The organism is Micromonospora sp. WMMA1998 (genome assembly GCF_027497375.1).
Lineage (GTDB): Bacteria > Actinomycetota > Actinomycetes > Mycobacteriales > Micromonosporaceae > Micromonospora > Micromonospora sediminicola.
The window spans coordinates 4205366-4223436 of sequence record NZ_CP114911.1 but is presented as its reverse complement, the minus strand read 5'-3'; the positions used below and the strand labels follow the sequence as shown (position 1 = coordinate 4223436).

Here is an 18071-nt window from a genome sequence, read left to right as displayed (position 1 = left end):
CGGGGAGTCGGCCGGGGCGGTGCGGCACGATGGGGGCATGAGCGCACGAGTACGGGCACCCGAACTGCGCGGTCGCGGCTGGCTGAACACCGGCGGCAGGGCCGTCACGCTGGCCGACCTGCGGGGCAAGATCGTTTTGCTGGACTTCTGGACCTTCTGCTGCATCAACTGCCTGCACGTGCTCGACGAGCTGCGCCCGCTCGAGGAGAAGTACGGCGACGTGCTGGTCGTGATCGGGGTGCACTCGCCGAAGTTCGAGCACGAGAAGGACCCGGACGCGCTGGCCGCCGCCGTCGAGCGCTACGGCGTGCACCACCCCGTCCTCGACGACCCTGAGATGGACATGTGGCAGCAGTACGCCGCCAAGGCGTGGCCGACGCTCTCGGTGGTCGACCCCGAGGGCTACGTGGTCGCCACGATGGCCGGCGAGGGGCACGCCGAGGGCCTGGCCCGGCTGGTCGACGACCTGATCGCCACGCACGAGGCGAAGGGCACGCTGCACCGGGGCGAGGGCCCGTACGTGCCGCCGGCCGAGCCGGAGACGGCGTTGCGCTTCCCCGGCAAGGCCGTGCCGCTCGACGGCGGCAACCTGCTGGTCTCGGACTCCGCCCGACACTCAGTGGTCGAGCTGGCCCCGGACGCGGAGACCGTGGTCCGCCGGATCGGCACCGGCACCCGTGGCCGCACCGACGGCCCCGCCGCCGGCGCGACGTTCGCCGAGCCGCAGGGCCTCTGCCTGCTGCCGCCGCACGTGGCCGAGGTCGCCGGCTATGACCTGGTCGTCGCGGACACGGTCAACCACCTGCTGCGCGGCGTACGGCTGGAGACCGGCGAAGTGGTCACGGTGGCCGGCACCGGGCGGCAGTGGCGCTCGACGGTCGACGACCACGCGCACGACGCGCGCTCGGTCGACCTCTCCTCCCCCTGGGACGTGGCCTGGTACGACGACCGGGTGGTCGTGGCGATGGCCGGCATCCACCAGCTCTGGTGGTTCGACCCGATCAAGCGGACCGCCGGCATGTACGCCGGCACCACGGTCGAGGCGCTGCGGGACGGGCCGCTGCCGGACGTCTGGATGGCGCAGCCGTCCGGACTCGCCGTCTCGGCCGACGGCGCCCGGCTCTGGATCGCCGACAGCGAGACCAGCGCGATCCGCTGGGTCGAGGCGGGTGAGATGCACACCGCCGCGGGCCAGGGTCTGTTCGACTTCGGGCACGTCGACGGCCCGGCCGACCAGGCGCTGCTCCAGCACCCGCTGGGGGTGTGCGCGCTGCCCGACGGTTCGGTGCTGATCGCGGACACCTACAACGGCGCGGTGCGCCGCTTCGACCCGGAGACCGGGCAGGTGGGCACCGTGGCCGACGGGCTGGCCGAGCCGAGCGACCTCGTGCTCACCGCCGACGGCGAGGTGCTGGTGGTCGAGTCGGCCGCGCACCGGCTGACCCGGCTGGCGCCGGGCGCGTTGACCGCCGCGGGCGCGAACACGGTGCAGGGTCCACGGCACCGGCTGGAGCGCAAGCCCACCGACGTGACCGCCGGGGAGCTGACGCTCGACGTGATCTTCACGCCGGCGCCGGGGCAGAAGCTGGACGAGACGTACGGGCCGTCGACCCGCCTGGTGGTGTCGGCGTCCCCGCCGGAACTGCTGGTGGAGGGCGCGGGCACGACCACCGACCTGTCCCGTCGACTGGTGGTCAGCGGGGACGTGGCGCAGGGCGTGTTGCAGGTGACCGCCCAGGCGGCGACGTGCGACGCCGACGTCGAGCACGCCGCCTGCCACCTGACCCGGCAGGACTGGGGCGTACCGGTGCGGGTGGTGGCCGGTGGCGCCGCCCGTCTCCCGCTGGTGCTGCGCGGCCTCGACGAGTCCTGACCTGACGGGTGTTAGGAGGGGCCCCTTCTTATGCAGAATGCGTTAACAGGGGGCCCCTCCTTTCACGCGAACGGAGTGAGTGTGACCCCCGCGTCGATGAGCGCGGCGCGCACCAGCTCCGCGCACCGCACCGCCCCCGGCGTGTCCCCGTGCAGGCAGATCGACTCGACCGGGCAGGGGACCACGCTGCCGTCGACGGCGACCACGGTCCGCTCGACCGCCATCCGCACCGCCCGGACGGCGACCTGTTCCGGGTCGCTCACCAGCGCGTTCGGGGCGCTGCGGGGCACCAGCGTCCCGTTCGGCAGATAGTTGCGGTCGGCGAAGCCCTCGGCCACCACCCGCAGGCCGGCGCCGGCCGCGAGCTGGGCGAGCACCGTGCCGGGTTGGCAGAGCACCGGCAGTTCGTGGTCGTACCCGCTGATCGCCGCCACCAGCGCGGCGGCCTGCGCCTCGTCGCACGCCGCCGCGTGGTAGAGCGCGCCGTGCGGTTTCAGGTAGCGCACCCGGGTTCGGTACAGCCGGCAGAACGCGTCGAGCGCGCCGAGTTGGTAGATCGTCTCGTCGCGCAGTTCGGCGAAGTCGTAGGCGATGTGCCGCCGGCCGAAGCCGGCGAGGTCCCGGTAGCCGACCTGCGCGCCGACCGCGACACCACGTTCGGCGGCGGCGGCGCAGACCCGGTGCATGGTGGCCGCGTCGCCGGCATGGAAGCCGCAGGCCACGTTGGCGGAGCTGATCAGGCCGAGCAGCGCCTCGTCGTCGCCGAGCCGCCAGCTGCCGAATCCCTCACCCAGGTCAGCGTTGAGGTCCATGGAACCTCACCGTAGTCCCTGGGCGGGCCTGGGCGAGCGGGGTCACGTCGTCCACCACCCCGATGACCGGGTAGCCGCCGGTGGTGGGGTGGTCGGCGAGGAAGACCAGCGGCTGGCCGTCCGGCGGCACCTGCACCGCGCCGAGCACCAGGCCCTCGCTGGGCAGTTCGCCGGCCACCGCGCGGGGCAGGGCCGCGCCGGCCAGCCGCGCGCCGACCCGGTTGCTGTCCGGACCCACCGTGTACGCGTCGCGGCACAGCAGGTCGAACGCGGCCGGGGTGAACCAGTCCTGCCGGGGGCCGGGGCGCACGGCCAGCCGCACCTCGACCGACGCCGGCCGGGTGACGACGAGGTCGACCGGGGCCGGCGGTCCGGCCGGCGTGCCCAGCGGCAGCCGGTCGCCGTCGCGCAGCGGCGGCGGGCCGAGCCCGGAGAGCGTGTCGGTGGCCCGGCTGCCGAGCACGGGCTCCACCGCGATCCCACCGGACACGGCCAGCCAGGTACGCACCCCGGCGCGGGCCGGACCGACCCGCAGCACCGCCCCGGCCGGCAGCGCCAGCGGCCGACCCACGTCACCGGGCCGCCGCGCACCCGTCGCCACCTTAGAGGGCCGCCGCGCACCCGCCGCCACGTCACCGGACCGCCGCGTACCCGCCGTCACCTGGGCGCCGGCCTCGACGGTCCCGCGGCCGGTGCGGCGATCGGCCGCCACCGGCGCGGACACGGTGGCCGGGCCGGTCGACGGCCACTCGACCAGAACGTCGGCGGGAGCGCCGGTGAGCGCGACGGTGACCGCCCGGCTGACGCGCAGCACGCAGCCGGTCAGGGTGATCTCCAGGCCTGCGGCGTGCTCGGGGTTGCCGACGAGCCGGTTGGCCAGGCGCAGCGCGTCCGGGTCGAGCGCGCCGGACCGGGGTACGCCGAGGTGTGCCCAGCCGGGTCGGCCCTGGTCCTGCACGGTGGTGAGCGGGCCGGCCCGCAGCACCTCGATCATCGGGTCTCGACCAGCCGGACCCGGGTGCCGGGGGTGAGCCGGGCCGGCGGGTCGGCGTGCACGTCGAACAGCGGCAGGTCGGTCCGCCCGACCAGCAGCCAGCCGCCGGGCGACGCGGTGGGATAGATCCCCGCGTACGGGCCGGCGAGCGCGACCGAGCCGGCCGGCACCCGGGTACGCGGGGTGGCGAGCCGGGGCACGGCCAGCTCGGGTGGCAGCCCGGTGAGGTAGGCGAACCCCGGCGCGAAACCGCAGAACGCGACCCGGAACTCGGTACGCCGCAACCGCGCCACCACGGCGGGCACGTCGACGCCCCAGTGGTCGGCGACGGCGGTCAGGTCCGCCCCGTCGTACACGGTGGGCACCCGGACTTCGACGGAGTCGGCGCCGCCGACGGTGTCCCGTGGCCGCCACCCGGCGATCCGCGCGGCCGTGGCCGCCGGGTCCGGCACGCCGTCGAGCAGGACGGTGACGGCCGCCGGGACGATCTCCCGGGCGGTCAGCTCGCCGGCGTCCCGCCGGTGCCACAGCTCGGCCCGCCAGGCCTCGACCTGGTCGGCGTCGTCGCAGTCGAGCAGCAGGGCGTGCGCCCCGACGGGCCGGATCCGCATCTGGCCATCCTCGCGTCAGCCGACGTGACGGTCCACACTACTTGCAAGTAACCTACGGTGTCGTAACCTGATGAGGTGACCACCTCCGCACCGCTCCGGCTCCGGCCGGCCGACATCGGAAAGCCGCGCATGCGCGGCTGGCTGCACGCCTACGCGTTCTTCGCCGCGCTCGTCTGCGGCATCGTGCTCTGTTCGATCGCGGCCACCCGCCCCGGCTGGGCGCCGCTGGTCAGCTGCCTGATCTACAGCCTCACCGTCTGTGGGCTCTTCGGCACCAGCGCGCTCTACCACCGGCGGGTCTGGTCCGAGCGCGGCTACCAGATCATGCGCCGGATGGACCATTCGATGATCTTCGTGTTCATCGCCGGCACGTACACGCCGTTCTGCGCCCTGCTGCTGGACACCCGGCACGCCACGATCATGCTGGCCCTGGTCTGGGGCGGCGCGCTGGCCGGCGTCGCGGTCAAGCTGATCTGGCCGCACGCGCCGCGCTGGGTCTCCGCCCCGCTCTACCTGGCGCTGGGTTGGGTGGCCGTGACCATGCTGCCGCAGATCCTGCACGGCGGCGGGGTGACCGCGCTGGTGCTGCTGTGCGTGGGCGGCGCGATCTACAGCGCGGGCGCGGTGTTCTACGCGCTGCGCCGGCCGAACCCCTGGCCCACCGTCTTCGGCCACCACGAGTTCTTCCACGCCTGCACGCTGGTCGCGGCGATCTGCCACCACATCGCGATCTACTTCGCGCTGTTCGCCTGAGCCGGTCCGGCAACCGCGCCCGGACACGCACGAGGGCCCCGCGCCGTTGCGGGGCCCTCGGGTCTGGGGGGTCAGGCCGGGTAGCCCGAGCCCGGGCGGCGCACCTCGCGGTACTCCTCGCGCACGACCCGGTCGCCCTGCACCGGCACGACCGGCTCGGCGACGACCTGCTCGCGCACCGGCGCGGCCACCACCCGGCGGCGGCTGTTCCAGAAGTAGAGCGTGGTCAGCAGCCCGGCCAGACCGGCGAGCATGAGCACCCAGCCCACCACGTTGAGGTTCAGCCATCCCAGGTTGGCGTCGATGGCGAACGCGAAGATCGCGCCGAGCGCGATGAGGAAGATGCTGGCACCGATGCCCATGACGTCGCCTCCTTGGCGTCCTGCTGGCGTTTCCTGCCCGCCGCGGCCATGGATGAGGTAGCGGCACACATCGACATACCCAGGCGCTCTGATCGCCAATCAGGCAAGCTGGGCGCATGACGGACGGCAGGAACGGAGAGCGGACGCTGGTGCTGCTGCGGCACGCCAAGGCCGAGCAGGAGCGGGACGCCCCGGACGCGGAGCGGTCGCTCACCGCGCGCGGTCACGCCGACGCGGCGGCCGCCGGCGCCTGGCTGGCCCGGCACGAACTGCTTCCCGACGTGGTCCTCTGCTCCCCGGCCCGGCGCACCCGGCAGACCTGGCACGGCGTGGCCATGGGCATGACGGGTTCCCCGCCCGAGGGCGGGCCGGCGGGGTCCACACCCGCGGTGCGCTACGAGCCGACGGCGTACGAGGCGCACCCGGACGAACTGCTGGGCCTGGTGCGGGCGGTCGACCCGGCGGCGGGCACGGTGCTCCTGGTCGCGCACAATCCGGGCATCTCGCTGCTCTCCGCGCTGCTCGACCCGGAACGGGCGGATCCGGACGGCCTGCGTACCACCGACCTGGTCGTGCACCGCCCCACCACCCGCTGGGCCGACCTGACCCGCGCGCCCCTCACCGCCCGCCACACCGCTCGCGGCTGAGAGGCGCGGCTCCGGTCCGCCCACCGCAGCCAGCGACGCCGGCCCCGGTCGCCGCTGCCGCTACCTGCCCGTCGCAGGGCGGCCTCGCCGACTCGGCCGCGGATCCCCAGCCCGCGCACCGCGGCACCGCGGAACAGACCGCACTCGCTGCCGACCTCGCGCTTGGCTGACCTCGCACGCGGCTACGCCCGCCAAGCGCCGGTCCGCACGCCGCACGCCCGCAGGTCCGGCCGCCCGCAGGTCGGCAGGTCGGCAGGTCGGCAGGTCGGCAGGTCGGCAGGTCGGCAGGTCGGCAGGTCGGCAGGTCGGCAGGTCGGCAGGTCGGCAGGTCGGCAGGTGAATTTAGACCGTTATACCGCTGAGTCATATTTATGACTCAGCGGTATAACGCTTTTCAGCGGCGCATCCTCCGTGCGGGCTACGGACAGTCACCGGGCCCCGGTTCGAGGAAGCAAGCCGAACCAGCGCGAGCACGTCGCGGCCCAGCACGGACGGCGCAGCCTGGAGCACCAAGCCGGCGTCGACAGCGCGGCCCGGCACGACAGGACGGCCCGACGCGGTCCGGCGCGAGGAAGCGCAGCCCAGCAACCCGACGCACCCAGCGCGATGCAGCGCAGCCCGGCGCGATGCGGCGCAGCCCGTCAGGACGGCGGGGCCGTCGGCGGGGGCGGGTCGGGCGGCGGCGGCATCATCGCGGTCGGGTGGGAGAGGCGGTTCTCCTCCACGATGAGCGTGCGGGCGCGCTTGCGTCGGTCCTGCCAGAACCACAGCGTGGTCAGCAGGACGCCCAGCCCGGCGAGGATGAAGACCCAGCCGACCGCGCGCAGGTCAATCCACCAGACGTTGGCCCGGATGGCGAAGGTCATGATCGCGCCGAGCGCGATGAGAAAGATGGCGCTACCAATGCCCATGTGCGCTGCACTCCCCCGTGCGATGGCCCTTGGGCGTGCTCCGGTCGTGGTCCGCGACGGTTACCCGCCCTCCGGCCGCCTATCCACCCTGGCCCGGCAACACCGACGGCCGGCGGGCTGTCGCCCGCCGGCCGTCGGTGAGGGGGAGAATGACGCTTCAGGGATAAGGACCCCAGAAGGGCTTAGAACGCCTCCTCCGGGAGGTCCATGATCTCCAGGTCGACGCCCTCGATGATCCGCCGGTCGGCGCCGATACGGGGGAGCACCTCGCGGGCGAAGAACCGGGCGGCAGCCACCTTGCCGGTGTAGAACGCCTTGTCCGAGGCGGAGACCTCGCTGGCGAGCGCCTTCAGCGCGACGTCCGCCTGCTTCTGCAGCAGCCAGCCGACCACCAGGTCGCCGATCGCCAGCAGGAACCGGCGGCTGCTCAGGCCGACCTTGTAGAGCGCGCGGGTGTCGCCACCCTGCGCCTCACCCAGCCAGCCGGTCATCACGCCGAGGATGTTCTGGATCTCGGCGAGCGCCTTGCCCAGCGCCTGCCGCTCCTCCTTGAGCTGGCCGTTGCCGGCCTCGGAGGTGATGTGCTCCTGGATCTCGCCGGCGACCGCCATCAGGGCCTTGCCGTTGTCCCGGACGATCTTCCGGAAGATCAGGTCGAGGCTCTGGATGGCCGTGGTGCCCTCGTACAGGGTGTCGATCTTGGCGTCGCGGACGTACTGCTCCAGGGGGTAGTCCTGGAGGAAGCCGGAGCCGCCGAACGTCTGCAGCGACTCGTGGCCGAGCAGCTCGTACGCCCGCTCCGAGCCGACGCCCTTGACCAGCGGCAGCAGCAGGTCGTTGACCCGCTTGGCCAGCTTGGTGGCCTTCTCGTCACCGGCCGCCTCGGCGAGCGCGACCTTGTCCTGCCAGCTGGCGGTGTAGCAGACCAGCGCGCGCAGGCCCTCGGCGTACGACTTCTGCATCAGCAGCGAGCGACGCACGTCCGGGTGGTGGGTGATGGTGACCCGGGGGGCGGTCTTGTCGGCCTGCTGGATCAGGTCGGCGCCCTGCACCCGGTTCTTCGCGTACTCCAGGGCGTTCAGGTAGCCGGTGGAGAGCGTGGCGATCGCCTTGGTGCCGACCATCATCCGGGCGTACTCGATGATCATGAACATCTGCCGGATGCCGTCGTGCTTCTCGCCCAGCAGCCAGCCCTTGGCCGGTACGCCGTGCTCGCCGAAGGTCACCTCGCAGGTGTTGGAGACCTTCAGGCCCATCTTGTGCTCGACGTTGGTGGCGAAGACGCCGTTGCGCTCGCCCAGCTCACCGGTCTCGGCGTCGAAGTGGAACTTCGGCACCACGAACAGGGACAGACCCTTGGTGCCCGGCCCGCCGACGCCCTCGACGCCGACCGGGCGGGCCAGCACGTAGTGGACGATGTTGTCGCTCAGGTCGTGCTCACCGGAGGTGATGAAGCGCTTGACGCCCTCGATGTGCCACGAGCCGTCCGGCTGCTGGACCGCGCGGGTGCGGCCGGCGCCCACGTCCGAGCCGGCGTCCGGCTCGGTCAGCACCATGGTCGAGCCCCACTGCTTCTCGATGAAGAGGCGGGCCCAGGTCTTCTGCTCCTCGGTGCCCTCGACGTGCAGCACGTGCGCGAAGGACGGGCCGGAGGCGTACATCCAGACCGGGGCGTTGGCACCGAGCACCAGCTCGGCCAGGGACCACCAGAGGGCGCGCGGGGCGTTCGTGCCGCCGAGGGCCTCCGGCAGGTCGAGGCGCCAGAACTCCGAGTCCATGAACGCCTGGTACGACTTCTTGAACGACTCCGGCAGCGGCGCGGTGTGCGTGGCCGGGTCGAAGACCGGCGGGTTGCGGTCACTGTCCGCGTAGCTGGCGGCCAGGTCCTCGCGGGCCAGGCGGTCGACCTCCGAGAGGAAACTGCGAGCGGTGTCGACGTCCAGGTCCGTGTACGGCGCCTGGCCGAACGTCCGGTCCGCCCCGAACACCTCGAACAGGTTGAACTCGAGGTCCCGAAGGTTGCTCTTGTAGTGGGTCATGCTCGCTGGCCCCGCTTCCGGACAGGTGTTACCGATCAGTAACTCCAGACTGTATTACTCACCGGTAGCCATCGACAAGCCGATCTCGGAAGTGACAGCGATTACACACCTCCGGTTCACCCGTCGGCGGCGCCGACCTCCCAGCTCGGCACCGGGGCGGCGGTGGCGCTGCGCGGGCCCGCGTACTCCATCAGGACCAGCGCGATGTCGTCGTCGAGCCGGCCGTGCACCCACTCGACCAGGGCGGTCTCCAGCGAGGCGAGCCCGTCGCCGACCGTGCCGTGGCCGAGCAGCCGCCACGCCCGGTCGGCGGTGGGGAAGAACTCCCCGTCGCGCCGCGCCTCGCCCAGCCCGTCGGTGAACAGCAGCAGCCGGTCACCCGGTTCCAGCCGCTCGACCCGGGGCCGGACCACCGGCATGAAGCCGAGCGGCGGCGCGGGCGCCGGCGGCTCCAGCGGAATCACCGCGCCCCGGCGCAGCAGCAGCGGTGGCGGGTGACCGCAGTTGACGATGGTGAGGGTGCCGCCACGCTCCTCGACCAGCGCGGCGGTGACGAAGTCCTCGTCACCGACGTTGCGGGCCACCGCCCGGTCCAGGTCGGCCACCACCGCGCGCAGGTCGGCCCGCTCGTACGCCACGTGGCGGTAGGAGCCGAGCACGATGCTGGCGAGCCGGACCGCGTCCAACCCCTTCCCGCGCACGTCGCCGATGATCATGCGGACGCCGTACGGGGTGTCCATCACCTCGTACAGGTCGCCGCCGATCTCGGCGGTCGCGGTGGAGGAGATGTAGCGCGCCGCCACCGCCAGCGTCCCGACCTGCGGGCCGAGCGGGCGCAGCACCGCCTGCTGGGCGACCGAGGCGAGCCGGGACAGTTCATTGATCCGTTCCGCCTGGCGCTGGCGGACCGCGGCCGTCGCGGCCGCGATCACGGTGACCAGCGCGACGGTGGCCACGTTGACCGCGGTCACCAGCGAGGCGCCACGTTCGGCCACCGCGAAGGCGACACCCGCGGCGGTGGCCAGCGCGCCCACGGCGAGCACCACCCGCCAGGACGTCAGCGCTCCGGCGAGGACGGGTGCGGCGGCCATCAGGGCGAGATAGTGCGCCGGGCGGCCGTCGGCCAGCTCCGCGGCCGAGACGATCGCGAGCAGCGCGAGGGCCGCGCCGAGGCCGGCGCGGGATCCGGGGCTCAGCGGGCCGTGGCCCGGCTGGAAGGGTTGCGTGCGTACATCGGACAGCATGCCTGATGGACGTGAAGCGGTGAATGAACCTGGCCCGTCCGTCGCGGAAGTTCTGTCTGACAGGTCGGTCAGCCCAGCACCTCGTAGCGGACGTCCACCTCACCGAGGTCGGTCGAGGCGATGGCCGCGAACGCGGCGCGGGACAGGTCGATGCACCGACCGTCGATGTACGGGCCACGGTCGTTGATCCGGACCACGACCGACTTGCCGTTGGCCGGGTTGGTGACCCGGACCCTCGTGTCGAACGGCAGGGTCTTGTGTGCCGCGGTCAGCGCGTTCGGGTTGAACGTCTCGCCGTTCGCGGTCATCTGCCCCTCGTCGTAGAACGAGGCGCCGCAGGATCCGCTGTCCACCACCTTGGGGGCGGTGGTCTTCTTCGTCGCCGTGGGCTTCGGCGCGGTCCGGGTCTTGCCCCGCGACGCCGCCTGCGTACGACTCGACGTCGGGCTCGGGGTGGCCTTCGGCGACGGGCTGAGGCTCGGCGCGGCCGACGCGCTCGGCGACGGGCTGGCCGAGGTGGGAGCGGGCGTGCTCGGCGCGGCCCTGACCGCGACCGGCTCGGCCGGGGGCTCGGCGGAGGTGAGCTGCACGGCGCCGACGGTGCCGCCGACCGCGAGCACCACGCCGACCGCCGCGGTGGCGGCGATGCCGGCGGGCGAGGAGAACTTGCGGGTACGAAGGTGCCTAGCAGCCACCGGCCCGGTCCTTTCGTCAACTGAACAAACCGGCCCGGACCGTAACGAGAGAAGCACTTCCGAAGTCAACGTGATCATGGTGCTATGCCCGCATTTACCCGGGTACGTGTAGCCGATCAAGCCATCCGCACTCGGCCGAACGGCGGAAGGTGCGCTGGTCGGCCTCCATGCCGCAGGATGGTGCCGTGCTGAGCCGTCGCCTGGTCGAGCTGTTCCGGTGGATCGACCCCGGGCCGGACAGCACCCACCTCGTCAGCGACCTCTCCGGCTGGTGGCGCGACCCGGCCGTGCTCGCCGAGGTCGGACCGGCCCTGGCCGCCCTCGTCCCCGACGCGCGGCCGACCGTGGTGGTCGCCCCCGAGGTGACCGGGCTGCTGCTCGGCCCGCTGGTGGCGGTCGCCGCCGGCGCCGGGTTCGTGCCCGCGTACAAGGACGGTGGGGAGCGGCACCGGGTCGGGGCGATGCGGTGGGCCGAGACGCCACCGGACCACCGCGGCCGGCGGCTGCGCGTCGGCGTGGACGACCGGCGGCTGGAGCCGGGTGACCGGGTGCTGCTGGTCGACGACTGGGTCGACACCGGGGCGCAGTTGGACGCGCTGCACCGGGTGGTCCGCGACGCCGGCGCCGTGGTCGTCGGCACCGCCGCGCTGGTGTCGACGTGCCCGCCCGAGGTCGCCGCTCGGTTGCGGCTGCGCGCCCTGCTCGGCGGGGACCGGTTGCCCGAGGGTTGACCTCAAGCGAGGTTCAACCCGGACGATCGCCGGATGGACGACGGCATCCTCGACGAGGCGTACCACCGACTGCACCGCACCGGCCCCGAGTTCGAGGGCTGGCTCTCCAACCACGGACCGATGGCCGCCGAGGCGCTGGTCCGGCACGGGCAGGGCGCACGCGTGCACCGCTGGCTCGACGGCTACCTGCGCCGGCTGGACGAACTGCCACGCGGGCTGCGGCCGATCGACGACTGGCGGGCCGCGCTCGGCGACCCCAAGCGGGCCGGTGACTGGCTCATCCACTTCGACCGCGAACTGCGGGAACGGCAGTGGACGGAGGTGCTCGGCGAGTGGTGGCCCCGGCTGCTGCCCGGGATCGCGGCCGGCGCCACCCACGGCGTGATCCGGGTCGGGCACGCCGTGCGGGTGCTGCGTACCGACGGGGAGACGCCGGAGCGCCGGGCCGAACTGGGGCAGGCGCTCGGCTACTGGGCGGCCCGATGGCAGCCGGTGCCCGGGGCCGGGCCGCTCACCGGTCGCTCCGACGCCGCCTCCGCCCTGGCCGCCGTACCCCGGATCCCGGACCAGACGGGCGGGATCCGGGAGCGGCTGGGGCGGTTGGCCGACGTACCCGGGTGGTCCGGCGCGGTGACCGGGCTGCGCCCGCCGGCCGACCCGGGCGGGGCCGCCCGCACGCTCGTCCAGGTGGTGCACCGGGCCGCGCTGGACTACCTGCGGTTCGGGCACGGCGCGCCGGTGATGCTGGTGCACGCGGTCACCGCGCCCACCGCGGTGCTGCGTACCCTGCCGGCTCTCGACCCGGCACTGCGGGCGCCGAGCGTCGCCGCGGCCTGGGCCGCGACGGCGGCCGTGACCTCGGTGTACGCCTCACCCACGCCGGCCGCCGCGCCGCCGGCCGGCGGATCCGCCGACCCGGCGGAGGTGTTCGCCCGGGCGGCCCGGCACGGCGACGAGCACGTGGTGAAGCTGGCCGACGCGGTGTTGGAGGCGCACCAGGCGACCGGCGACGAGCGGGTGCTGGTCGCACCCGGCTACGCCGGCCACCTGATCTGAGACGGACGCGGGCGGGCGTGCCGTAGCCTCGGCAGGATGTGGCCCCGCATCGGTGGACTGCGCGCGCTCGCCCTCGGCACCCCCGGCGAGCTGCGGGCCGACCTCAACACCCTCGTGCTCTCCGGCGTGAAGACCGCCACCGCCGGCCGGCTCGGCGAGTACGCCGAGGAGAACGAGGAGCTGGAGCACGTCGGCGAACGGCTCGCCCTGGTCGACGACCACGACGCGCTGGTCGGCGTCGTGGAGGTGACCGGCGTCGAGGTGGTGCGCTTCGCCGACGTGCCGTGGGACTTCGCCCGCGCCGAGGGCGAGGGCGACCGGTCGATCGAGGAGTGGCGGGCCGGCCACGGCGCCTACTGGGCCCGGCTGGGCACGCCGGTCACCGACGACAGCCAGATCGTCTGCCTGCGGTTCCGCCTGGTCTCCACCGAGGGCAGCGTCGGCACCTGAGGTCCCTAGGCGCGGCGCAGCTCCGGCAGCATCGCCGCCGCCTCGACCAGCACGGCCTCGTCGCCGGCATACCAACTGCTCTCGCGCGGCCAGTGCGTCACCACGTCGGTGAAGCCCAGCCGGGCCGCCCGGGCGACCTGCTCGGCGAGGAAGTCGGCGCTGCTCAGCGAGAAGACCGGGGCCGAGTCGAGGGAGAGGTAGCGGTCCAGCGTCGCCGGGTCACGGCCGGCCTGTTCCAGCGTCCGCGTCATCCGGTCGGACAGCTCCGTCACCGTGCCCCACCAGGCCTCCAGGTCGTCACCGTCGAGCCCGGTGGTGACCCAGCCCTGCCCGAACCGGGCGACCAGCCGCATCGAGCGGGGCCCGTTGGCGGCGACCACGAACGGCACCCGGGGCCGCTGGACGCAGCCGGGGTTGTTGCGGGCGTCGACCGCGGTGAACCACTCGCCGCGCCAGGTGGTGCCGTCCTCCCGCAGGACCAGGTCGAGCAGCTCGGTGAACTCGGCGAACCGGTCGACCCGTTGCCGGGGTGGCAGCGTCTCGCCGCCGAGCACCGCCGAGTCGAAGCCGATGCCGCCGGCGCCCAGCCCGAGCAGCACCCGGCCGCCGGAGACGTCGTCCAGCGCGGTCACCTGGCGGGCGAACGCCGCCGGGTGGCGGAAGTTCGGCGAGGCGACCAGCGTGCCCAGCCGGACCCGGGAGGTCACCGTGGCCGCCGCGGTCAGCGTCGTCCACGAGTCGAACCAGGGCCCGTCGACCAGGTCACGCCAGCCCAGGTGGTCGTAGGTCCAGGCGTGGTCGAAGCCCCACTCGTCGGCCTGCGCCCACCGCCGGCGCGCCTCGGACCAGCGCTGGTCCGGCAGGATCACGATGCCAATTCGCATGAGCGCCAGGGTACGACCCGGGTCGGACACCCCGACCCGGGTCGGACCGGCTACGCGGCCACCAGGTCGGCCACCACGCAGGCGATGTTGTCCGGCGCGCCCGCCGCGTACGCCAGGTCGACCAGGCGCCCGACGGCGCTCTCCGGGTCGTCCGCCCCGGCCAGCGCGGCGTGCACCGCCCCGGGGTCGACCACCGCCGACAGGCCGTCCGAGCAGAGCAGGTAGCGGTCGCCGGGCAGCGCGGTGCGCACCGCCAGGTCCGCCTCGACCTCGCCGCCCGCGCCGAGCGCCCGGGCCAGCAGTGCCCGCCGCGGGTGCGCGCCGGCCTCGGCCGGCGTGAGCCGACCCTGGTCGACGAGCGTCTGCACGTACGTGTGGTCCTGGGTGAGCCGGGACAGCTCACCGCCGCGCAACAGGTAGGCCCGGCTGTCCCCGACGTGCGCCAGCACGAGCCGGGTGCCGCGCCGCACGAGCGCGGTGAGCGTGCTGGCCGGCCGGTCGTCGCCGGAGGCGTGGCCGCGTACCGCCCGGTCGGCGTGGGTCACCGCCCCGGCCAGGGCGGCGAGCAGGTCGGCCGCCGACGCGTCGGCCGGCTCCAGCGACCGCAGCGCGTCCACCGCGGCGGCGCTCGCGGCGGCCCCGGCCGGACCGCGTACGCCGTCGGCGACCGCGAGCAGCGTGTCGTCGGCGTACGCGGTGTCCTCGTTGGAGTCCCGGACCGTGCCGGTCTCGCACCGCACGGCGTACCGGAATCGGGTGTCGGACATGGTGGTGCCCCTCTCGGTGAGCTGGTCGACGAGGAGCGCGACCGCCCGGCCGCGGGTCGCGGTGTCCGCGCTGACCCGCCGCCACCAGGCGTCCAACGCCTCGGCGGCGGCACCCGACGGCAGGTCGCAGACGGTCGCGATCTCGGCCAACGGCATGCCGGCCCGCCGCAGCGCGGCGATCATCCGCGCCCGGCCGAGCTGCTCCGGCGCGTAGTAGCGGTAGCCCGAGTGCGGGTCCACCGCCGCCGGCGGCAGCAGGCCGGAGTCTTCGTAGAGCCGCAGCGCCTTGGACGTCAGACGGGCCGCGCGGGCGAACGCCCCGATGGTCATCAGCCGCACGGCGCCCTCCTCCTCGCGCCGGCCCCGGTGGCCGGCACGGACCACGCTGGGCCCTGCCGCAGGGGACGGGTCAAGCCGCGACGGCCGCCAGCTTGGCCAGCATCCGGCCGAGGTGCGGCTCGACCGTGCCGGTCGGCGCGTCGGTCACCTCGACCGGAGTCCACCAGCGGACGCCCCGGAACTCGACCGGGTCGGGGGTGAACCGCTGGTCGCGGTGGGCGGTCAGCACATACCAGAGGCTGACGTCGGTGTGCCGCTGCTCCGGCGGGCCGACGGTCTCGGTGACCGTGAGGAACGCCGGCCGCTCGCCGAACGGCGGCGCGAAGACGGCCGGCACGCCCAACTCCTCGCGCAGCTCGCGGCGCACCGTCTCGGCCGGGTGCTCGCCCGGCTCGACATGACCTCCGCTGGGCAGCCACATGCCGGCGAGGCGGTGGTCGACCAGCAGCACCGCGCCGTCGGACGGGTCGCGGAGCAGGAAGTAGGCGACCAGGTGCGGCGACGGGGTGCGCGGCTTGGCGCGGCGGAAGATGTCCTCCGTGCCGGCCAGCCAGGCCAACGCCACCTCCCGGTGCCGCGCCTCCAGCTCGTCGCCCGGCGGCAGTTCCTCGACCACAGCCCTGATCTCGTCCCGCATCCCGCCGATGGTGCCAGCCGGGTACGACGCTGTCAGGCCGCCGGGAGCGGGTTGGCGTCAACCGCGGCGCGGACGAACTCGCGTACCCGGGTGGTGGTGTTGCTGGCCAGCCAGACCGGCCCCCGGCGGATCGGCGGCGCGTCGTGGATCGGCACGTACGCCAGGTCGGGCCGGGCGTGGTAGTGCCGGGTCTGCTCGCCGACCGGCAGGACCCCGCGGCCCAGCGCCACCAGCGCGAGCATCTCGGAGAACGTGCCGCCGGCCGGGCCCTTCGGCACCGGCCGGCCCGCCGGGGTCCGGTCCGGCGTGCGGTCCTGCTTGAACGCGGCCGACGTGACCGCCGGGTACTGCACCACCGGATGGTCGCCGAGCACCTCCAGCGACACCGACTCCGCGCGGGCCAGCGGGTGGTCCGCGGCCACCGCGAGCATCCGGCGCTCGTGCAGCAGCGCCGGGCCGTTCGCCATCCCGTCGAACGGGTACGCGGCGATCAGCACGTCGATCGTGCCGTCCACCAGGCTCGACCGGGTGGTGGCCAGCGGGGCCTCGTGCACGCGCACCGCGCAGTCCGGGTGCCGTTCGGTGAACCGGGCCACGGCGCGGAGCAGCACCGGGGCGGCGGACTCGCCCACGTACGCCACGCGCAGCTCGCCGGTGAGCCCGCGACCGGCGTCGACGGCCCGCTGGACGGCCTCCTCGATGCCGACCACCAGCGGGCGCATCTCCTCGGCCAGGCGGGCGCCGATCGGGGTGAGCCGGACGACGCGGCTGGTGCGCTCGAACAGCGGCGCGCCGATCCGCCGTTCCAGCCGGCGCACCACGTGACTGATCCGCCCGGTGGTCACGCCCAGCCGCTCGGCGGTGCGCCCGAAGTGCAGCTCCGAGGCCAGGGTCAGGAACGCCTCGATCTCGTACCGCTCCAGCACCCGGCGCTCCCGTCGTTGACTGCCGGTCAACGATGGTAGTGCGATCGGGGCTTGGTCCCGCGCCCGCCTCCGACCAGGCTCGACGGTGTTCGCACACACGATGCAGGAGGATCTGATGACGATGCGGGTGACCGGGTTCGACCACCTGGTGCTCACGGTGAGCGACGTCGAACGCTCCCTCGACTTCTACTGCGGCACACTCGGGCTGGCCCCGGTGCGGGTCGACCGGTGGCGCGCCGGGGAGGTGCCCTTCCCGTCGGTACGCGTCGACGCCGGCACCGTCATCGACCTGGTCCGGGGCGATCCGGGCGGCTCCACCATGGACCACTTCTGCCTGGTGGTGGAGCCGATCGAGTGGCAGCCGGTGGTCGAGTCGGGCGTGTTCACCGTGCTGACCGGGCCGGTGCCGCGCTTCGGGGCCCGGGGCACCGGCACCTCGATCTACGTCCGCGACCCCGACGGCAACACCGTCGAACTGCGCACCTACCCGCCGGGCGAGGTTGGCTAGCCTGGCGCGGTGCCGCAGCTCGAACGCCTCGCCGCCCGCCACGCGTATCTCGTCTACCGGTTCGAGTGGCAGAACCGGGCCTACTTCGCCCGGTACGTGCCCGATCGGGGTGACGACTACTTCGACGAGTTCGCCGATCGGCAGCTGGCGTTGCTCCTGGAGCAGGACCGGGGCACCTGCCACTTCCACGTGCTGGTGGACGACGACGGCTGGGTGATCGGACGGTTCAACCTGGTGGGCGTGGCCGACGGAAGCGCCGAGCTGGGCTACCGGGTGGCCGAGCGCGCCGCCGGGCGCGGCGTCGCCCAGGAGGGCGTCCGGCGCGTCTGCGAGCTGGCCCGCGACGAGTACGGCCTGCGCCGCCTGGTCGCCTCGGCGGCGCTGGCGAACCCGGCCTCGCTGGCCGTGCTCCGGCGTACCGGATTCGTGCCGGTCGGCGAGGTGGACCTGGCCGGTGAGCCGGGGTTACGCCACGTCCGCGAGCTGACCCGGGAATCTCCGGTCTGACCGGGGCGGCCGTGCGCCGCTCCGGTCACGCTTCGAGCAGGGCGCCGAGGTCGCGGGCGAAACGGGTGGTCTCCTCGCCCGCCTCCAGCAGGAAGACGCACCGGGCCGACCAGCCCGTGTCGTCGGCGTCGTGACCGGGCCGGCGCAGGGTCACGCCCAGCGTGACGTGCCCGCGTCCGTCGTGCCGCGCGTCGAGGGCGAGCTGCCCACCCAGCGAGCGCCACGTCCTGACCCCCGGCCACCCGGCCCAGCCGGCCGCCAGCTCGTCGAGGAAGACCGGCAGCGTCGTCACCTGCGGGCCCGCCGAGGTGGCGGTATCCAACGG

21 protein-coding genes are annotated in these 18071 nt (G+C 74.0%); 8 read left to right on the top strand and 13 right to left on the bottom strand.

Annotated features, from left to right (window positions below; translation table 11 throughout):
* Window positions 1–37: 37 nt before the first annotated feature.
* Window positions 38–1873 (top strand): NHL domain-containing thioredoxin family protein, encoded by a 1836-nt coding sequence (locus O7600_RS19185; protein WP_281589254.1) that lies wholly within the window; start codon window positions 38–40, stop codon window positions 1871–1873.
* A gap of 62 nt (window positions 1874–1935) precedes the next feature.
* On the opposite strand, the gene O7600_RS19180 is transcribed toward O7600_RS19185, so the two are convergent.
* Genes O7600_RS19180 through O7600_RS19170 form a run of 3 tightly spaced genes read right to left on the bottom strand, consistent with a single transcriptional unit; the run spans window position 1936 to window position 4290 of the window.
* Window positions 1936–2685, bottom strand: a complete 750-nt coding sequence (locus O7600_RS19180; protein WP_281589252.1) for a 5-oxoprolinase subunit PxpA — start codon at window positions 2683–2685, stop codon at window positions 1936–1938.
* Window positions 2669–3679 carry a biotin-dependent carboxyltransferase family protein gene (locus O7600_RS19175; protein ID WP_281589250.1) on the bottom strand — a complete coding sequence of 337 codons (1011 nt, stop codon included), beginning with the start codon at window positions 3677–3679 and terminating at the stop codon, window positions 2669–2671. Before O7600_RS19175 ends, O7600_RS19180 begins: the two co-directional genes overlap by 17 nt.
* Window positions 3676–4290 carry an allophanate hydrolase subunit 1 gene (locus O7600_RS19170; RefSeq protein WP_281589248.1) on the bottom strand — a complete coding sequence of 205 codons (615 nt, stop codon included), beginning with the start codon at window positions 4288–4290 and terminating at the stop codon, window positions 3676–3678. The genes O7600_RS19175 and O7600_RS19170 overlap by 4 nt, the downstream gene beginning before the upstream one ends.
* 75 nt (window positions 4291–4365) lie before the next feature.
* Between O7600_RS19170 and O7600_RS19165 the strand changes: the two genes are divergently transcribed.
* The gene (locus O7600_RS19165; protein ID WP_281589246.1) at window positions 4366–5043 is read left to right on the top strand and encodes a hemolysin III family protein; all 678 of its coding nucleotides are present in this window, start codon (window positions 4366–4368) and stop codon (window positions 5041–5043) included.
* A 71-nt stretch (window positions 5044–5114) separates the two neighbouring features.
* Here the strand turns inward: O7600_RS19165 and O7600_RS19160 are convergent, their stop codons facing one another.
* Window positions 5115–5405 carry a DUF6458 family protein gene (locus tag O7600_RS19160; protein ID WP_091565981.1) on the bottom strand — a complete coding sequence of 97 codons (291 nt, stop codon included), beginning with the start codon at window positions 5403–5405 and terminating at the stop codon, window positions 5115–5117.
* Between the two features lie 116 nt (window positions 5406–5521).
* Between O7600_RS19160 and O7600_RS19155 the strand changes: the two genes are divergently transcribed.
* Complete coding sequence (locus tag O7600_RS19155) at window positions 5522–6052, top strand: histidine phosphatase family protein (protein ID WP_281589243.1); 531 nt, start codon at window positions 5522–5524, stop codon at window positions 6050–6052.
* A 641-nt stretch (window positions 6053–6693) separates the two neighbouring features.
* On the opposite strand, the gene O7600_RS19150 is transcribed toward O7600_RS19155, so the two are convergent.
* The 4 genes from O7600_RS19150 to O7600_RS19135 form a co-directional block, all read right to left on the bottom strand.
* On the bottom strand, window positions 6694–6963 hold the full coding sequence (locus O7600_RS19150; protein ID WP_013283345.1) for a DUF6458 family protein: 270 nt from the start codon (window positions 6961–6963) through the stop codon (window positions 6694–6696).
* 182 nt (window positions 6964–7145) lie between these two features.
* Window positions 7146–9002, bottom strand: coding sequence for an acyl-CoA dehydrogenase (locus tag O7600_RS19145; RefSeq protein WP_281589241.1), 1857 nt, complete (start codon window positions 9000–9002; stop codon window positions 7146–7148).
* 116 nt (window positions 9003–9118) lie between these two features.
* Window positions 9119–10246 (bottom strand): PP2C family protein-serine/threonine phosphatase, encoded by a 1128-nt coding sequence (locus O7600_RS19140; protein WP_281589239.1) that lies wholly within the window; start codon window positions 10244–10246, stop codon window positions 9119–9121.
* 68 nt (window positions 10247–10314) lie between these two features.
* Window positions 10315–10941, bottom strand: coding sequence for a septal ring lytic transglycosylase RlpA family protein (locus O7600_RS19135; protein ID WP_281589237.1), 627 nt, complete (start codon window positions 10939–10941; stop codon window positions 10315–10317).
* A gap of 167 nt (window positions 10942–11108) precedes the next feature.
* On the opposite strand from O7600_RS19135, the gene O7600_RS19130 reads away from it, so the two are divergent.
* From O7600_RS19130 to O7600_RS19120, 3 genes are read left to right on the top strand one after another with little or no spacing between them, the layout of a single operon-like run.
* Complete coding sequence (locus O7600_RS19130; RefSeq protein ID WP_281589235.1) at window positions 11109–11672, top strand: phosphoribosyltransferase family protein; 564 nt, start codon at window positions 11109–11111, stop codon at window positions 11670–11672.
* A gap of 33 nt (window positions 11673–11705) precedes the next feature.
* Window positions 11706–12728 carry a questin oxidase family protein gene (locus O7600_RS19125; protein WP_281589233.1) on the top strand — a complete coding sequence of 341 codons (1023 nt, stop codon included), beginning with the start codon at window positions 11706–11708 and terminating at the stop codon, window positions 12726–12728.
* A gap of 36 nt (window positions 12729–12764) precedes the next feature.
* A complete protein-coding gene (locus O7600_RS19120; RefSeq protein WP_281589231.1) occupies window positions 12765–13178 on the top strand; it encodes an ASCH domain-containing protein in 414 nt (137 codons plus the stop codon).
* Between the two features lie 5 nt (window positions 13179–13183).
* On the opposite strand, the gene O7600_RS19115 is transcribed toward O7600_RS19120, so the two are convergent.
* The 4 genes from O7600_RS19115 to O7600_RS19100 all read right to left on the bottom strand — a co-directional run bounded on the left by O7600_RS19115 (window position 13184) and on the right by O7600_RS19100 (window position 16731).
* Window positions 13184–14062 (bottom strand): LLM class flavin-dependent oxidoreductase, encoded by an 879-nt coding sequence (locus O7600_RS19115; protein WP_281589229.1) that lies wholly within the window; start codon window positions 14060–14062, stop codon window positions 13184–13186.
* Between the two features lie 50 nt (window positions 14063–14112).
* Window positions 14113–15168 carry a MerR family transcriptional regulator gene (locus tag O7600_RS19110; RefSeq protein ID WP_281589227.1) on the bottom strand — a complete coding sequence of 352 codons (1056 nt, stop codon included), beginning with the start codon at window positions 15166–15168 and terminating at the stop codon, window positions 14113–14115.
* Between the two features lie 70 nt (window positions 15169–15238).
* On the bottom strand, window positions 15239–15805 hold the full coding sequence (locus O7600_RS19105) for an NUDIX domain-containing protein (protein ID WP_091566007.1): 567 nt from the start codon (window positions 15803–15805) through the stop codon (window positions 15239–15241).
* Between the two features lie 32 nt (window positions 15806–15837).
* A complete protein-coding gene (locus O7600_RS19100; protein ID WP_281594200.1) occupies window positions 15838–16731 on the bottom strand; it encodes a LysR substrate-binding domain-containing protein in 894 nt (297 codons plus the stop codon).
* Between the two features lie 115 nt (window positions 16732–16846).
* On the opposite strand from O7600_RS19100, the gene O7600_RS19095 reads away from it, so the two are divergent.
* On the top strand, window positions 16847–17239 hold the full coding sequence (locus O7600_RS19095) for a VOC family protein (protein ID WP_281589223.1): 393 nt from the start codon (window positions 16847–16849) through the stop codon (window positions 17237–17239).
* Window positions 17240–17248: 9 nt separating this feature from the next.
* Complete coding sequence (locus tag O7600_RS19090; protein ID WP_281589221.1) at window positions 17249–17746, top strand: GNAT family N-acetyltransferase; 498 nt, start codon at window positions 17249–17251, stop codon at window positions 17744–17746.
* Between the two features lie 25 nt (window positions 17747–17771).
* Here the strand turns inward: O7600_RS19090 and O7600_RS19085 are convergent, their stop codons facing one another.
* A complete protein-coding gene (locus O7600_RS19085; protein ID WP_281589219.1) occupies window positions 17772–18068 on the bottom strand; it encodes a DUF6228 family protein in 297 nt (98 codons plus the stop codon).
* Window positions 18069–18071 lie beyond the last annotated feature (3 nt).

Bases quoted from the DNA above. Each gene is read 5' to 3' on its own strand.
- O7600_RS19170 (WP_281589248.1), bottom strand. From the start codon at position 4,290: ATGCGGATCCGGCCCGTCGGGGCGCACGCCCTGCTGCTCGACTGCGAC.
- O7600_RS19095 (WP_281589223.1), top strand. From the start codon at position 16,847: ATGACGATGCGGGTGACCGGGTTCGACCACCTGGTGCTCACGGTGAGC.
- O7600_RS19120 (WP_281589231.1), top strand. From the start codon at position 12,765: ATGTGGCCCCGCATCGGTGGACTGCGCGCGCTCGCCCTCGGCACCCCC.
- O7600_RS19125 (WP_281589233.1), top strand. From the start codon at position 11,706: ATGGACGACGGCATCCTCGACGAGGCGTACCACCGACTGCACCGCACC.
- O7600_RS19145 (WP_281589241.1), bottom strand. From the start codon at position 9,002: ATGACCCACTACAAGAGCAACCTTCGGGACCTCGAGTTCAACCTGTTC.
- O7600_RS19140 (WP_281589239.1), bottom strand. From the start codon at position 10,246: ATGCTGTCCGATGTACGCACGCAACCCTTCCAGCCGGGCCACGGCCCG.
- O7600_RS19155 (WP_281589243.1), top strand. From the start codon at position 5,522: ATGACGGACGGCAGGAACGGAGAGCGGACGCTGGTGCTGCTGCGGCAC.
- O7600_RS19185 (WP_281589254.1), top strand. From the start codon at position 38: ATGAGCGCACGAGTACGGGCACCCGAACTGCGCGGTCGCGGCTGGCTG.
- O7600_RS19180 (WP_281589252.1), bottom strand. From the start codon at position 2,685: ATGGACCTCAACGCTGACCTGGGTGAGGGATTCGGCAGCTGGCGGCTC.
- O7600_RS19115 (WP_281589229.1), bottom strand. From the start codon at position 14,062: ATGCGAATTGGCATCGTGATCCTGCCGGACCAGCGCTGGTCCGAGGCG.
- O7600_RS19105 (WP_091566007.1), bottom strand. From the start codon at position 15,805: ATGCGGGACGAGATCAGGGCTGTGGTCGAGGAACTGCCGCCGGGCGAC.
- O7600_RS19175 (WP_281589250.1), bottom strand. From the start codon at position 3,679: ATGATCGAGGTGCTGCGGGCCGGCCCGCTCACCACCGTGCAGGACCAG.
- O7600_RS19160 (WP_091565981.1), bottom strand. From the start codon at position 5,405: ATGGGCATCGGTGCCAGCATCTTCCTCATCGCGCTCGGCGCGATCTTC.
- O7600_RS19130 (WP_281589235.1), top strand. From the start codon at position 11,109: ATGCCGCAGGATGGTGCCGTGCTGAGCCGTCGCCTGGTCGAGCTGTTC.
- O7600_RS19150 (WP_013283345.1), bottom strand. From the start codon at position 6,963: ATGGGCATTGGTAGCGCCATCTTTCTCATCGCGCTCGGCGCGATCATG.